Annotated in this window: 14 protein-coding genes; 5 read left to right on the forward strand and 9 right to left on the reverse strand. The window is 45.4% G+C overall.

The window, feature by feature from the left end:
* Window positions 1-1,704 carry an acetate--CoA ligase gene (gene acsA, locus B3M90_RS07520; RefSeq protein ID WP_290783221.1) on the reverse strand — a complete coding sequence of 568 codons (1,704 nt, stop codon included), beginning with the start codon at window positions 1,702-1,704 and terminating at the stop codon, window positions 1-3.
* Window positions 1,705-1,850: 146 nt separating this feature from the next.
* Here acsA and B3M90_RS07525 point away from each other — a divergent pair, with 146 nt between their 5' ends.
* The 4 genes from B3M90_RS07525 (at window position 1,851) to B3M90_RS07540 (ending at window position 5,170) form a co-directional block, all read left to right on the forward strand.
* The gene (locus B3M90_RS07525; protein ID WP_214852799.1) at window positions 1,851-2,483 is read left to right on the forward strand and encodes a GNAT family N-acetyltransferase; all 633 of its coding nucleotides are present in this window, start codon (window positions 1,851-1,853) and stop codon (window positions 2,481-2,483) included.
* Between the two features lie 18 nt (window positions 2,484-2,501).
* Complete coding sequence (locus tag B3M90_RS07530) at window positions 2,502-3,134, forward strand: acetoin utilization AcuB family protein (RefSeq protein ID WP_035406212.1); 633 nt, start codon at window positions 2,502-2,504, stop codon at window positions 3,132-3,134.
* Entirely contained in the window at window positions 3,131-4,324 is a 1,194-nt protein-coding gene (locus B3M90_RS07535; protein WP_290783223.1) for an acetoin utilization protein AcuC, read from the forward strand. Before B3M90_RS07530 ends, B3M90_RS07535 begins: the two co-directional genes overlap by 4 nt.
* A 102-nt stretch (window positions 4,325-4,426) precedes the next feature.
* Window positions 4,427-5,170, forward strand: a complete 744-nt coding sequence (locus tag B3M90_RS07540) for a FixH family protein (protein ID WP_214852789.1) — start codon at window positions 4,427-4,429, stop codon at window positions 5,168-5,170.
* 53 nt (window positions 5,171-5,223) lie between these two features.
* Here B3M90_RS07540 and ccpA read toward each other — a convergent pair whose 3' ends face one another.
* The 4 genes from ccpA to B3M90_RS07560 form a co-directional block, all read right to left on the reverse strand.
* Window positions 5,224-6,234, reverse strand: a complete 1,011-nt coding sequence (gene ccpA, locus B3M90_RS07545; protein ID WP_035406207.1) for a catabolite control protein A — start codon at window positions 6,232-6,234, stop codon at window positions 5,224-5,226.
* Window positions 6,235-6,392: 158 nt separating this feature from the next.
* Window positions 6,393-7,478, reverse strand: a complete 1,086-nt coding sequence (locus B3M90_RS07550) for a bifunctional 3-deoxy-7-phosphoheptulonate synthase/chorismate mutase (protein WP_035406204.1) — start codon at window positions 7,476-7,478, stop codon at window positions 6,393-6,395.
* A gap of 200 nt (window positions 7,479-7,678) precedes the next feature.
* The gene (locus B3M90_RS07555) at window positions 7,679-8,215 is read right to left on the reverse strand and encodes a YtxH domain-containing protein (RefSeq protein WP_056062709.1); all 537 of its coding nucleotides are present in this window, start codon (window positions 8,213-8,215) and stop codon (window positions 7,679-7,681) included.
* Window positions 8,212-8,781 carry a DUF948 domain-containing protein gene (locus tag B3M90_RS07560; RefSeq protein ID WP_035406198.1) on the reverse strand — a complete coding sequence of 190 codons (570 nt, stop codon included), beginning with the start codon at window positions 8,779-8,781 and terminating at the stop codon, window positions 8,212-8,214. Before B3M90_RS07560 ends, B3M90_RS07555 begins: the two co-directional genes overlap by 4 nt.
* A 138-nt stretch (window positions 8,782-8,919) precedes the next feature.
* Between B3M90_RS07560 and B3M90_RS07565 the strand changes: the two genes are divergently transcribed.
* Window positions 8,920-10,032, forward strand: a complete 1,113-nt coding sequence (locus tag B3M90_RS07565) for an aminopeptidase (RefSeq protein WP_035406195.1) — start codon at window positions 8,920-8,922, stop codon at window positions 10,030-10,032.
* Window positions 10,033-10,085: 53 nt separating this feature from the next.
* Here the strand turns inward: B3M90_RS07565 and B3M90_RS07570 are convergent, their stop codons facing one another.
* From B3M90_RS07570 to B3M90_RS07585, 4 genes are all read right to left on the reverse strand, one after another.
* Complete coding sequence (locus B3M90_RS07570; protein WP_023469073.1) at window positions 10,086-10,526, reverse strand: Dps family protein; 441 nt, start codon at window positions 10,524-10,526, stop codon at window positions 10,086-10,088.
* A gap of 100 nt (window positions 10,527-10,626) precedes the next feature.
* Window positions 10,627-11,142, reverse strand: a complete 516-nt coding sequence (locus B3M90_RS07575) for a DUF2179 domain-containing protein (RefSeq protein WP_035406192.1) — start codon at window positions 11,140-11,142, stop codon at window positions 10,627-10,629.
* A gap of 170 nt (window positions 11,143-11,312) precedes the next feature.
* The gene (gene murC / locus B3M90_RS07580; RefSeq protein WP_035406189.1) at window positions 11,313-12,608 is read right to left on the reverse strand and encodes a UDP-N-acetylmuramate--L-alanine ligase; all 1,296 of its coding nucleotides are present in this window, start codon (window positions 12,606-12,608) and stop codon (window positions 11,313-11,315) included.
* Window positions 12,609-12,686: 78 nt separating this feature from the next.
* The gene (locus tag B3M90_RS07585; protein WP_056062712.1) at window positions 12,687-13,424 is read right to left on the reverse strand and encodes a hypothetical protein; all 738 of its coding nucleotides are present in this window, start codon (window positions 13,422-13,424) and stop codon (window positions 12,687-12,689) included.
* Window positions 13,425-13,435 lie beyond the last annotated feature (11 nt).

The following is a 13,435-nucleotide window of genomic DNA, read 5'->3' on the forward strand; positions in this document are numbered from 1 at the left end:
TCAATCCTCCATCGTCGATAAATCGCCCGTTTCCAAGTTCAACTCCCATGCTTTCAGGACACGGCGCATGATTTTACCACTTCGTGTCTTCGGCAACTTATCTCGGAAATCAATTTCTCTTGGGGCCGCGTGAGCAGCTAGACCTTCCTTGACGAATGCTTGGATTTCTTGTTTTAATTCATCCGTTGGCTCATAACCATCACGTAAGGCAATGAATGCCTTAATGATTTCGCCTCGCACCGGGTCTGGTTTCCCGATGACTCCGGCTTCCGCGACTGCTGGGTACTCAACGAGACGGCTTTCAACTTCAAACGGACCAACCCGTTCTCCAGCCGTCATGATGACATCATCGACACGCCCCTGGAACCAGAAATAGCCTTCATCGTCCATATAGGCAGAATCGCCTGACACATACCATCCTTTAAAGAAATAGGATTCATATTTTTGTGGGTTGTTCCAAATTTGACGCATCATCGATGGCCATGGTGTTTTCAAGGCAAGGTTACCCATCCGGAACGGTGGTAACTCGTTTCCTTGATCATCAATGATCGCAGCTTGGGTTCCTGGAATTGGTTTCCCCATCGATCCCGGTTTGATGTCCATCGACTTGTAGTTACAAATCATCATCGCACCCGTTTCTGTCATCCACCATGTATCATGAATGCGTTGGTCAAATGCTTCTTTTCCCCAACGAATAACTTCTGGATTCAATGGTTCTCCGACAGACAACACATGACGAAGACTTGAAAGATCATGGTGATTCGCGACGTCCGCCCCCGCTCCCATTAACATCCGGAAAGCAGTTGGCGCGCTATACCAGACCGTTACGTTATACTTCTCGATAACGCTATACCAGAAATCTGGATTGAAACGTCCACCGACAACGACGTTCGTTGCCCCATTTAAGAACGGTGCGAAGATACCGTAACTTGTTCCTGTGACCCACCCTGGATCAGCCGTGCACCAGTAGACATCGTCTTCTTGTAGATCGAGTACCCAACGTCCTGTCATTAAATGCTGAATCATCGCATTTTGAACATGGAGGACACCTTTTGGCTTCCCTGTCGATCCTGAAGTATAGTGCAAGATCAATCCGTCTTCACGATCCAACCAGACCGGTTCAAATACATCGGATGCTTGCTTGAACGCTTTCCGGAAATCAAGTAATGTTTCTGATTCTTCAACGCCTTCATCAACGAGTACTACTTTTTCAAGTGATTCCAGTTCCCCAACTGGAACACGCGGGAGCAACGCTTTCGTTGTCACGAGTAGTTTCGCTTCAGAGTCAACTAAACGATCACGAACAGCTTGTTCCATGAATGCTTCAAACAACGGACCGACGATCGCCCCTACTTTCAGTGCACCAAGTAGGGCAAAGTACAGTTCTGGTGAGCGTGGCATGAAGATGAAAATCCGGTCACCCGTTTTGACTCCTGCATCGACTAATACGTTTGCCGCTTTATTCGTCAATCGTTTCATGTCTGCATAGGTGAATCGTTGTTCCGTCATTCCATCGAAATAGATCAGCGCATCCTTGTTCGCCCGCTCGCCTTCTGCGTGGCGGTCGATTGCTTCATAGGCCATGTTGACTTTCCCCGTTGTCGCCCATGAAAAGTACTGCTCAGCATCTTTCCAGTCGTACGTGTTCGTTTCATCATACTCTGCTAACCAATGCTTCCCCGGAAGCGCTTTCAAAACTTTCATGTCTCGTTCCTCCCCTTCTATATTTTCCTCTTTATTATAAGCTAGTTATCCGTCAGTTCAATCCATTTGCCGTCAATTTGTTAAAAAATCCCTCTCTTTACTCAAGCGCTTTCGTCTATAATGAATAGGAAGGTGGTGACGCTTACATGTTTGAAAAACAATTCAATCATCGGACGCATGAAACATCACTCGGTCCTGTTGACATCGAAGGTCCCGTACCGAGTCAAACACTAGCAACGTATACACTCGATTCAGGGTTAACGGCTTTTCGTCCACCCGCTGAACAACATCAAGCGCTCGTTGAGATTGCGGACCTTGAAGAAGGACGGATCATCGTCGCTCGTCAAGGAACGGAAATCATCGGTTATGTGACTTACTTATATCCTGATCCCTATGAAACATGGAGTGAGGGAAACAATCCGTACATCTTGGAACTCGGGGCGATTGAAGTCTCCTCTCGGTTCCGCGGACAACAGATTGGTAAAAAATTGCTTGAAATCTCCATGTTGGATCCTGCCATGGAACATTATTTAATTCTAACGACTGAATATTATTGGCATTGGGACTTAAAAGGGAGTGGACTATCGGTGTGGGATTACCGGAAGATCATGGAGAAGATGATGAATCATGGTGGTCTTGTCTTTTTCCCGACCGATGATCCGGAAATCGCCTCCCACCCTGCTAACTGCCTGATGGCACGTATCGGAAAACACGTCTCACCTGAAGTCATCGCTCATTTTGATGCGCTACGCTTGAGAAGACGCTTCATGTATGACTGAGCTCGAGGAGGAATCGTCATGTTAATCGAACAAATCATGAATACGACGTGCATCACGATGCAACCGACGAATTCCATCGCGCATGCGGTTGAACTCATGCAACGTCATCAGATTCGTCATATTCTCGTCGTTAATGCCCGTCATGAACTCGTCGGTCTTGTCGGACTAAAGGAAATTCAAAGTGCGAGTAGCATCTTTCATCCGGACACAGCAAAACAAGACCTACAGTATCCCGTTTCAAGCATTATGATCGAAAGCCCTGTCACGGCCCATCCGCTTGATTTTCTAGAAGATGCTGCTGTGCTGTTTTATGAATATCGCTTATCCTGCTTGCCAATCGTTCGCGGTCGACGTCTTGTCGGTATCGTCACGGAAACGGATCTGTTACGGACATTCGTTCAGTTGACGGGTGCACTCGAACCAAGTTCCCAAATCGAGATCCGTGTCGAGAATACAGCAGGTACATTAGCGAAGATTTCCGCACTGCTTGCTAAAACGAATATTAATATTTTAAATGTACTCGTGTATCCAACAGACGATCCGTATGTCCGGATCGTTGCGTTTCGTGTTCAGACGATGAATCCAATTCGGATCATCGAGAAGTTACGCAAAGAAGGATTCGATGTACTTGGACCGGATGTGAGCAGATGAAGGATTTTGCTTATCTGTATAGTCCTGAAGAAGCAACCTATCGATTTTCCGAGACCCACCCATTTAACCCAATCCGTCTCCAATTAACCATTTCCTTGCTTGAATCGATGCATCAATTAGATGACATCCCTTGTATCGCCCCACGGCATGCGACCGATGAAGAATTGGCACTCGTTCATGATCAGGATTATATTGCTGCTGTCAAAGCAGCCGGAACCGGAGTATTATCACCACTCAAGGCACAGATGTACGGTCTTGGTACGGAAGATACTCCCTTGTTTCAAGGCATGCATTCGGGTGCTTCCCTCCTTGTCGGCGGAACGATTGAAGCATGTGACCTCGTCTTATCTGGTCAGTATAAACGCACCTTTCATATCGGCGGTGGATTACATCACGGGTTCCGCGGACGTGCTTCAGGGTTTTGTGTCTATAACGATACGGCTGTCGCCATGGCGGCGATGATTGAAAAATATCACTGTAAAATCCTTTATGTCGATACGGATGCTCACCACGGGGATGGTGTGCAATGGGCCTTTTATAATCGAAATGATGTCATGACACTATCTCTCCATGAAACAGGTCGCTACTTATTTCCAGGAACGGGGATGGTAACGGAGAGAGGATCTGAAGAAGGATACGGTTTTAGCTGGAATGTACCACTGGATGCTTTTACGGAAGACGATTCGTTTTTACTTGCTTATGAGACGGCACTCTTTGAGGCATGCGAGTTGTTTCAACCGGATCTCATCATCACACAAAATGGCGCTGATGCGCACGTGCTTGACCCATTGACGCATCTATCCTTAACGATGAAAAGTTATGAAAAGATTCCTCAAATCGCTGTGGCTGCGGCAGAAAAGTATACAGATGGAAAAATCGTTGCTTTAGGCGGCGGTGGTTATGATTGGTATCGTGTCGTTCCTCGCGCGTGGAGTCAGGTTTTTGCTGCCATGACAGGACAAGATCCTTTTCACGGGGAAATTCCAATTGCATGGCAAGAACGATGGGGCGGACAGGAAATAGCGCCACCCACGCACTGGCATGATCCGTCACCACTTTATCCCGCAATTCCAAGACGTCCTGAAATTGAAGAAAAAAATTGGGAGACCGTCAAACGATTGATTTGGCCATTCGTAAACGATGAACGTAAAAAACAACTGACAGCGATTTCCCCCTATTCCGCTGATTAATTGACTTTTTATCTTCACATTTATTTCGTTCGGAGTTCACATCTTGTTGCTATACTAAATATGGAATTTTTACTTAGTAAACGAATAGTTGGGGGAATCATCATGAAAAAGGCATGGCTTTACTCCGGTCTCATTCTGTCGACAGGGATCGTACTTGCAGGGTGTGGGAATGAAAAGCAGGCAATGGATCACGATAACATGCAAGGGGCCGGAAAACCGACCGTCGACGTCACTGTCGATATCCCAGCAAAGACAATGGATGAAGATGCCGTCGTCTTTAAAGCATCCGCGGTCGAAAAGAAAAAGCCCGTCAACCTTGAGGATGTGACGTTTGAAGTTTGGAAAGCTGGAAAACAAGATGGGGCACATCAAAAATTCAAAGCAACCTTGAAAAAGACAGGTTTCTATCAAGCAGAAGCCAAACTTGCTGAAGGTGAATACGAAGGTCTCTATCATATTAATGATAAAAAAGGACTCCATCACATGGATAAGATCTCTTTTGTCGTCATGGATCATTCACATGAAAAAGAGGAAGCATCGCATGAACACGAAGCCGTCGATGGTCTGTCTGTCCATTATATGGGTGCGACGAAAGTAAAGGCTGGTGCTGACCTCCCTGTCTCCTTTCACGTTTTTCTCGATGGAAAACCATTAAAGGCGAACGTTCAGGTCGAAGTCATTGAAACCGGTATTGAAAAACATAATTATGTTCCATTAACTAAAAAAGGTGATGCATACAGCGGAAAAGTCACATTGAACGCCCCCGGTCAGACGACTGTGCGTCTGCACGTCGAAAATGATCAACTCCACCATCACCAAGATGAACTCATCACCGTCATAAAATGAAAAAGCGTCTCTTTTTTCAAGCAGCTTGCTTGAGAGAAGAGACGCTTTTTCGATTAAGGGCGTGTCGAATCCCGTTGTTCGATTCGGTGTGGTAACGTGACATCGTTCGTTTCGATTTCTTCTTTGTTCAAAATCTTTGTCAAAAGACGCATCGAGACTGCTCCAATATCATACATCGGCTGAACGACAGTCGTCAGTTTCGGACGAATCATCGTCGCAAGACGTGTATTATCGTGTCCGATGACTTCGAAGTCTTCTGGAACACGGTGTCCGGCATCTTGTAAGGCATGGATGACACCAAGAGCCATCTCATCTGTTCCAGCAAAAATCGCACGTGGGCAATCTTCTCCAAGTTCAAGCAACTGGTTCATCGCCTTCATTCCTGAATCATACGTATAGTTTCCAAGGACGACGTTTTGTTCGCTGAACGGAAGATTTGCCTCTTCGAGCGCCCGACGATAACCAGCAAATTTCTTTTCACCATTGATTTGCTGTTCAAGTGGACCAGTGATGAACCCGATCCGTTCATGTCCACGGTCAATCAATGATTTGACGGCGTCATGTGCAGCACTTTCGTAATCGATGTTGACGGCAGGAAGGTCATAATCTTGATTTAGTGTCGCAGCGAGAACGATGGGCACAGGTGATGTCTTGAATTCACGAACGAGATCCTCATGTAGACGTCCACCCATGAAGATGATCCCATCAACCTGTTTTCCAAGTAATGTATTGAGCAAATGGATTTCTTTTTCCCGATTTTGGTCGGAGTTACAAAGAATGATGTTATATTTATACATCGTCGCAACATCTTCGATCCCCCGTGCTAAATCCGCAAAAAAGATGTTCGAAATATCGGGTACGATGACACCGACAGTCGTCGTTTTTTTACTTGCAAGTCCACGAGCAACAGCGTTTGGGCGGTAACCCAGTTGTTCGATTGCATCTTGGACCTTCTTTCGTGTGGATGGTTTAACGTTCGGATTCCCGTTGACGACACGCGATACGGTCGCCATCGAGACCGCCGCCTCTCGTGCGACGTCATAAATCGTAATATTACTATTCAAAACAAATTCCTCCTTTAGTATGATCGATCTCAAGTGTTTTCATTTCGTTTTCATTTTTAGGCAACACGAAAGGAAGACAGGAAAAGATAGTTTTCTTTTCCCATTCTTCCTTTATTGTAAAACGTTTTCATTCGCTTTAGGTCACCCTTTTTCGAAAATCATTGAACGTTTAGTGCCGGAAAGGTTGTCGTCAAGTTTTCGACGAACGTATCGAATTCTTGGAAATCAAGTTGTTGGTTCGCATCAGATAGCGCGAGTGCCGGAAACGGATGGACTTCAACCATGACAGCATCAGCACCGATCGCGTAAGCCGCTTTCGCTGTCGGCAACAGAAGATCCTTCCGTCCTGTCGAATGCGTCACATCGACCATGACAGGAAGATGTGTCTCTTGCTTCAGAATTGGAACTGCTGAGATATCAAGCGTATTCCGTGTTGCACGTTCGTATGTCCGAATGCCGCGCTCACACAAAATGACTTGATCGTTACCACTTGCCATGATGTACTCAGCCGCGTACATGAACTCCTCGAGTGTTGCAGCAAGTCCTCGTTTTAAAAGAACCGGCTTATTTGTACGACCGACTTCTTTTAGTAAATCGAAGTTTTGCATGTTGCGTGCGCCAACCTGGATAATGTCGACATATGGTAAAGCAGATTCAACCGCACTCGGCGTCATGATTTCAGTGATGACATGCAAACCGTGCGCGTCCGCTGCTTTTTTCAACATTTTTAGACCCTCGAGTCCAAGACCTTGGAAGTCGTAAGGTGATGTGCGTGGTTTGTACGCCCCACCTCGCATGAACTTCACGCCGTGTTTCGCGAGTTGTTCCGCGACTTCGAATACTTGTTCCTCGCTCTCGACCGCACATGGTCCAGCGATCAATTGTTGAGAACCATCTCCGATGACAGCATCTCCGATTCGGATGATCGTGTTCGTCGGTTTTTGTTTCCGTGATACGAGTAATTTCCGAGTCCGATCTTCTCCTTGTAATTCAAGAGAAGCTTTGAAAATTTCTTTAAATACATGCTGAAGGCGTCCTGTTTCAAAAGGTCCATGGTTATTAGCAGCAATTGATTCGAGCATTTGACGTTCCCGAACAGGGTCGTAACGGTCAAGCCCTTGTGCTCGTTTGACTTTTCCGATTTCGACAGCAATTTGACCACGTCGGTTCATCAATTCCAATAATTCTGCATTCACTAAATCGAGTTCATCCCGTAATCTTTTTAATTCTGCGTGTTGATCCATGTCCTACCACTCCCTAATCAGCATATAGCTCGTAATAGCAACTAATTATAACGAACTCTTTCCATGTTGTACATAAAGAAGCTGCATGATTTCTTAAAATATGAAAATAAATTACGTTTTTTCATATAATTTTTTCTACGTTTTCTCTATAAAGAAACATAGAAAAAGAGCCCTCATGATGAGAGCTCCGTATTCACTTCTTATTTCTTATGATTCACATCAGATTGTGGGTCATTGTCTTCCTCTTGCTCTTCCGCTAACTGTTCCCGTAGCTCTGAAAGATCAACGACCGTTTCCGTATCGATTTCTTCTGCCACGGATGCGCCATCGACTTCGTCCCCAATTTCACGCTCGATGTCACGTACAAGTTGTTCTGCTTCTGCGAGAGCTGCATCGATACTTGCCTGATCTTTCTCAAAACCAGCGTATTGTGCCGCTTCTTGAACTGTCGAATTATTCTTTGCTTTTTCAATGACAGGTGCTGCTTTGTCTTTTGCCAGTTGAATCCATTCTCCCACGAGTGGTTCTGCTTTTTCGCGAACAACTTGCGTCTGTTCCGTCAAACGTTGACGTGCAGGAGCCGTACGCTCGTCGATTAAGTCGCGCATCTCACGACCTGATTTCGGACTAGAAAGGAGAGCTGCCGCGGCACCAATCAATCCACCAACGATGATTCCCGCGAGGAAACCTCCTCCTTTAGAAGAATCTTGTGTTTGATATGGGTGTTGTTTCGTCATGATTTACGATCTCCTTTCAACTCATCTGGAATGCTTTCGACGTCCGGGACGGATACGACTTCCGGTGTAACCGGTGTCTCTGCTTTTTTCCGGAATCGACGACGTGGTTTTTTCTCGACTGTCGTCGTCGCTGTCGTATGATTTGAAACTGTTGTTTCTGCCGGTTTATTTTTTTTGAATAATTCTACAGCGACTGAGCCCCAACGGACTGCTTGTGCAATCTGGTCTTTATTCGTATCCGCCGCACCAGCGACCGTATCGGATACCGTCCGGACAGAATCTGTTACTTTATTCAAGGACGTACCAAGCTCTTCGATCGAGTTTGCAACAGGTGCAAGCAACTCGGTTTTTTCTTCAATCGTATCGACAAGACGATTCGTCTTATGTAACAACGCTGTCGTCTCCATCATGATACCGTCCAATTGACGTTCAAGTCCTGCTGTCGTGTTGGCTACATTGTTCAGCGTCTTACTTGCAGCACTTAGTACACGGGCAAGGAAAATGACGAGTACTACGAATGCGATCGCAGCGACTAATCCGGCGATTCCGCCTAATGTGATTTCCATGGTTCTTGCCTCCAATTTTTTGCGTAGTCTTTTGTTGTTAGTTCGACATGTAGCAAGTCATTCCTGCTACTCCAAATGGTTTATTTCCGTTACAATGATAATTGAAACCTACATCATCCATTTCGAGGGGGAAATTTCATGCGTGACCCACGTCTTACTCAACTGGCAACGAATCTGATCAACTATTCGGTTGCCCTTGAACCTGGTGAAAAAGTATTGATTGAAAATTTCGGTATCGAACGTGAACTAGTCGAAGCACTCGTAGAAGCTGCCTACGCGGCTGGCGGTCATCCGTTCGTCTTACTTAAGGATAATCGTATCCTACGAAAATTATACCGAAATGCTTCAGAAGAGCAACTCCAATTGATGGCAGACATCGAACGTAAGCAGATGCAGGCGATGGATGCATACATCGGATTACGAGCTGGTGATAATATCAATGAACTATCGGATGTACCAGCTGAACAAATGAAACTGTACGGTCAAACGATTGGTAAGATGCATACACAGGATCGCGTCAAAGGAACGAAATGGGTCGTCCTTCGCTTCCCGACAGCATCGATGGCTCAACTCGCCAATCAATCGACAGAAGCATTCGAAGACTTTTACTTCGATGTCTGTACGCTTGATTACGAAAAAATGGGACAAGCGATGGAACCGCTCGTCGATTTGATGAACCGGACGGATCGTGTTCGTCTCGTCGGACCAGGAACGGACCTTTCGTTCTCGATCAAAGACATCCCAGCAATCAAATGTGCCGGAAATGCCAATATTCCGGACGGTGAAGTCTTTACGGCACCCGTTAAAGATTCCGTCAACGGTGTCATCTCATATAACACACCATCTCCGTATCAAGGATTCACGTTTGAAAACGTCAAACTGACGTTCAAAGACGGTAAAATTGTCGAAGCGACGGCGAACGATACGGATCGTATCAACCAAGTCTTCGATACAGATGCGGGTTCTCGTTTCGTCGGCGAATTTGCGATTGGCGTCAATCCCTTTATCCAGCATCCAATGAAGGATATTCTGTTCGATGAGAAAATCGATGGCAGCTTCCACTTCACGCCGGGTCAAGCTTACGAAGAAGCCTACAACGGTAATGATTCATCCGTTCACTGGGATCTCGTCAATATCCAACGCCCTGATTACGGTGGTGGGGAGATCTGGTTTGACGACGTATTGATCCGTAAAGACGGTCGTTTCGTCCTTCCTGAACTCGAAGTCCTCAATCCTGAAAACCTGAAATAAGAAAAAGCGGATGGCTCGTCCTTCATAGGACAGGGGCATCCGTTTTCTATATCTTATTTTTTCAATGTCGCACGAAGCATCCAGATTTGTTTTTCGATTTCCTTCGCTTGACCAAGCAGATCATCTTCGACTGTTACGTCTTGTGCCTCAAGATGTTCAATCGCATCAAGCATCTCTTTTCGGACTTGTTGGAAGTCTTTAATGACCGAATCGATCATCTCATCTGCTGACAAACCTGATTTTGCTTCTTCGAGTGTCGTTTGTTCTAAATATTCTTTTAGCGTCGCTGAAGGTGTTCCGTTATTCATCAAGAGACGTTCCGCAACGACATCATACTGCTCAGACACCCATGTATAGAGTTCTTCAAGCTTCTCGTGAAGCGTCAAGAAGTCTGGACCTTTAATATACCAATGGTAGTTATGGAGCTTAACGAATAGGACCCCATAGTTTGCGACCTGTTGATTCAAAGCTGATTTTGCATGATTACTGATCATCTGATATTCCCCTTTCCTGCTTTCCTGATTTCAAATGACGTTCTAATTCATCTTTATCCTTAAATAACAAAAGATAAACATCATTTTCAGGAAGATTGGATTATCGCGGACGTTTTAATCCCTTTAGCATATATCCGCCTTTGAAGTCGACGGAATCGAAGGCAACGAGAAATGCTTTCGGTTCATACTCCTCGACGAGGTTACGGAGCACTTTCATACGTGTTCGTGCCGCAAGGACATCTAATCGGTAACGAACACCGTCTCGACCTTGTCCTTGATAATGCGTCACACCGAAACCATTATCACGGATGACTTGAATGAGTTCTGCCGGAAATTCTTGTGTGTGTACTTGGATCATATTGTAACCGATGGCTAGTTTTCGTTCGACATATCCACCAATGAGTATACCAAGTCCGAATCCGAGTGCATAAACGACCATACCAAGTGTCGTTAAGTCTTGGAACACGATTCCTAGTGCAAAAATGTAAATCAATGTTTCGACCGTCCCAAAGAGTCCGGCAATGACGGTCCGTCCTTTGACAAGCATGATCGTCCGCAATGTCAAAACAGGAACGTAAATCAACTGGAGCAATAAGATGAGTAAAATCTGTCCCATGGTGTCTTTCCTCTCTATAATAACTTCAACACATACACACTATTTCAAACTTTATTTCAAGATGCAATCCTATTTCAGATTTTCCTTATCAGTTTTTTGATTTTACTATCACAATTCAAATTTACGACAAAAAAATGCCACTCTAATCGAGTGACACTTTTGGTTCTCACTTATTTTACACTTTGATATTGATGCTGATACGTTTGAATGTCGCCCGCTCCCATGAATAGAAGCACAGCATTTTCATGCTGACGTAGGACAGAAACGTTGTCGCGCGTCAGAATAGAAGCTTGCGGAATTTTCTCCTGCAAATCTTCGACTCGAACTTGCCCTTCCTGTTCACGTGCTGAACCAAAGATTTCACATAGATATGTCGCATCTGCTTCACGTAAAGATGTCGCAAAATCATCCATGAATGATTTCAAGCGTGTGTACGTATGCGGTTGGAAAATCGCGATGACTTCACGATCCGGATATTTCTTCCGTGCCGACTCGATCGTTGCGCTGATTTCTTTTGGATGGTGTGCGTAGTCGTCTACTAAGATTTGTGTGCCGAATTCTGACTCACTGAAGCGGCGTTTCACTCCACCGAATGTTGCTAAACGTTCAGCAACGTCTTCTTTACTCAATCCTTCGTACTGACAGATCGCAATGACCGATAATGCATTCAAGACATGATGACGACCGAATCCTGGAATCAGGAACGTGCCATAGAAATCATCACGTAAATAGACATCAAACGATGTGCCGTCTGGCGTTGATGTCGCATTTTCAGCTCGGAAATCATTGTTTTCTCCGAATCCATAATAAAGAACAGGTACATTCGCTTGAATGTTTTGAAGATGTTCGTCATCTCCACAAGCAACGATTGCTTGCTTGACCTGCATCGCCATCTCTTGAAAAGCCGAAACGACATCATCGATTCCCGTGAAATAATCCGAATGATCGAAGTCGATGTTTGTCATGATAGCGTAATCCGGCTTGTAATATAAGAAGTGACGTTTGTATTCACATGCCTCGAAGACGAATGCCTTCGCATCTTCTACTCCTGCCCCTGTTCCGTCTCCGATCAAGAAGGCCGTCGGTGTAATACCGCTCAAGACGTGTGAAAGCAAACCTGTCGTCGACGTTTTTCCGTGTGAGCCTGTAATGGCGACCGAACGATATTCATTTGCTAAGTGTCCTAAGAAATCGTAATAATGATGGATCGTTAAACCAAGTTCATTTGCCCGTGCGATTTCTGGATGATCATCTCCAAAGGCATTCCCCTGGATGATGACATAATCTTCTTTGATGTTATCCGCATTGAACGGGAAAAATGGAATTCCCTTAGCCCGTAACGCGTCTTCAGTAAAAATGTGCTTTTCGATGTCTGAACCTTGTACCTCATGATTCATCTCATGTAGTACTTGGGCGAGCGCGCTCATCCCTGTTCCTTTGATTCCAACAAAATGATACTTTGTCATATAAAAGCCCTCCAATTCACGTTCCGGTCCGTACCATCGGGCTCGGGTACAAAACCTGTACCATTATAGCAAACCGATTTATTTTTTACCATGTAAATTATTTTGCTCTCGACGCGCACGATACATCGCCATCAAGTCTTTTGTCGTCATAACGACATTGACAGGCGGTCCAACCGGCTTTTTCACTTCCGACTGAACGGGTGCTACTGCTTCCGCTTCAGCAACAGATGGATCCAAAATCGAAGTGACTTCTTCCGATTGTTGCTTCTCTGCTTCTTGATCATCAAGAAGTGCCTCGCTCGATGTATCCATCGGAACAGTTTGCTCTTCTACGGTTTCACGTGTAGAAGGTGCTTCACTTACCCGCTCTTTTACAACCGTTTCTTCTGTTTCAGGTACGGTCGGCAATTCGACTTCGCTTACGTGATCTTGATTGGCTTCAGGTTCCGGTACAAGTAATTCAACGTCCGTCACCGGTACAAAGCCAGCATCTGCTTCTGCATTGTCTAAGACAACTTCTTCCGGCGCAACAGCCTCCTGCTCCGTCAAAGTAACCTCATCAGTAATTCCCTGTTCATCTGCATCTGAAACCTGTTCAACGGTTTTTGTTTCTTCCGCAGCTTCTACCGTTTCAGATACAGATTGTTTCGGACGTTGGAATCCATAAATCGGTGAAGGAACATCTGTTAAAACGAAGCGGTCTTCGCGCTCCTCTTTTTTCGGACGCTCTACCGGCTTTGTCTCACGTTCCCCCGCAAGCTCTCGACGAATTCGGGCAGCCTGCTCCTTTAGTGACTGTTCATAACGATTACTCATACGTTCACCCC

This window comes from Exiguobacterium sp. UBA6309, assembly GCF_002439205.1.
Classification (GTDB): Bacteria; Bacillota; Bacilli; order Exiguobacteriales; family Exiguobacteriaceae; genus Exiguobacterium_A.

Bases quoted from the DNA above. Each gene is read 5' to 3' on its own strand.
- B3M90_RS07535 (WP_290783223.1), top strand. From the start codon at position 3,131: ATGAAGGATTTTGCTTATCTGTATAGTCCTGAAGAAGCAACCTATCGA.
- B3M90_RS07565 (WP_035406195.1), top strand. From the start codon at position 8,920: ATGCGTGACCCACGTCTTACTCAACTGGCAACGAATCTGATCAACTAT.
- B3M90_RS07550 (WP_035406204.1), bottom strand. From the start codon at position 7,478: ATGGATCAACACGCAGAATTAAAAAGATTACGGGATGAACTCGATTTA.
- B3M90_RS07560 (WP_035406198.1), bottom strand. From the start codon at position 8,781: ATGGAAATCACATTAGGCGGAATCGCCGGATTAGTCGCTGCGATCGCA.
- B3M90_RS07525 (WP_214852799.1), top strand. From the start codon at position 1,851: ATGTTTGAAAAACAATTCAATCATCGGACGCATGAAACATCACTCGGT.
- B3M90_RS07555 (WP_056062709.1), bottom strand. From the start codon at position 8,215: ATGACGAAACAACACCCATATCAAACACAAGATTCTTCTAAAGGAGGA.
- B3M90_RS07585 (WP_056062712.1), bottom strand. From the start codon at position 13,424: ATGAGTAATCGTTATGAACAGTCACTAAAGGAGCAGGCTGCCCGAATT.
- B3M90_RS07530 (WP_035406212.1), top strand. From the start codon at position 2,502: ATGTTAATCGAACAAATCATGAATACGACGTGCATCACGATGCAACCG.
- B3M90_RS07570 (WP_023469073.1), bottom strand. From the start codon at position 10,526: ATGATCAGTAATCATGCAAAATCAGCTTTGAATCAACAGGTCGCAAAC.
- acsA (WP_290783221.1), bottom strand. From the start codon at position 1,704: ATGAAAGTTTTGAAAGCGCTTCCGGGGAAGCATTGGTTAGCAGAGTAT.
- B3M90_RS07540 (WP_214852789.1), top strand. From the start codon at position 4,427: ATGAAAAAGGCATGGCTTTACTCCGGTCTCATTCTGTCGACAGGGATC.
- B3M90_RS07575 (WP_035406192.1), bottom strand. From the start codon at position 11,142: ATGGGACAGATTTTACTCATCTTATTGCTCCAGTTGATTTACGTTCCT.
- murC (WP_035406189.1), bottom strand. From the start codon at position 12,608: ATGACAAAGTATCATTTTGTTGGAATCAAAGGAACAGGGATGAGCGCG.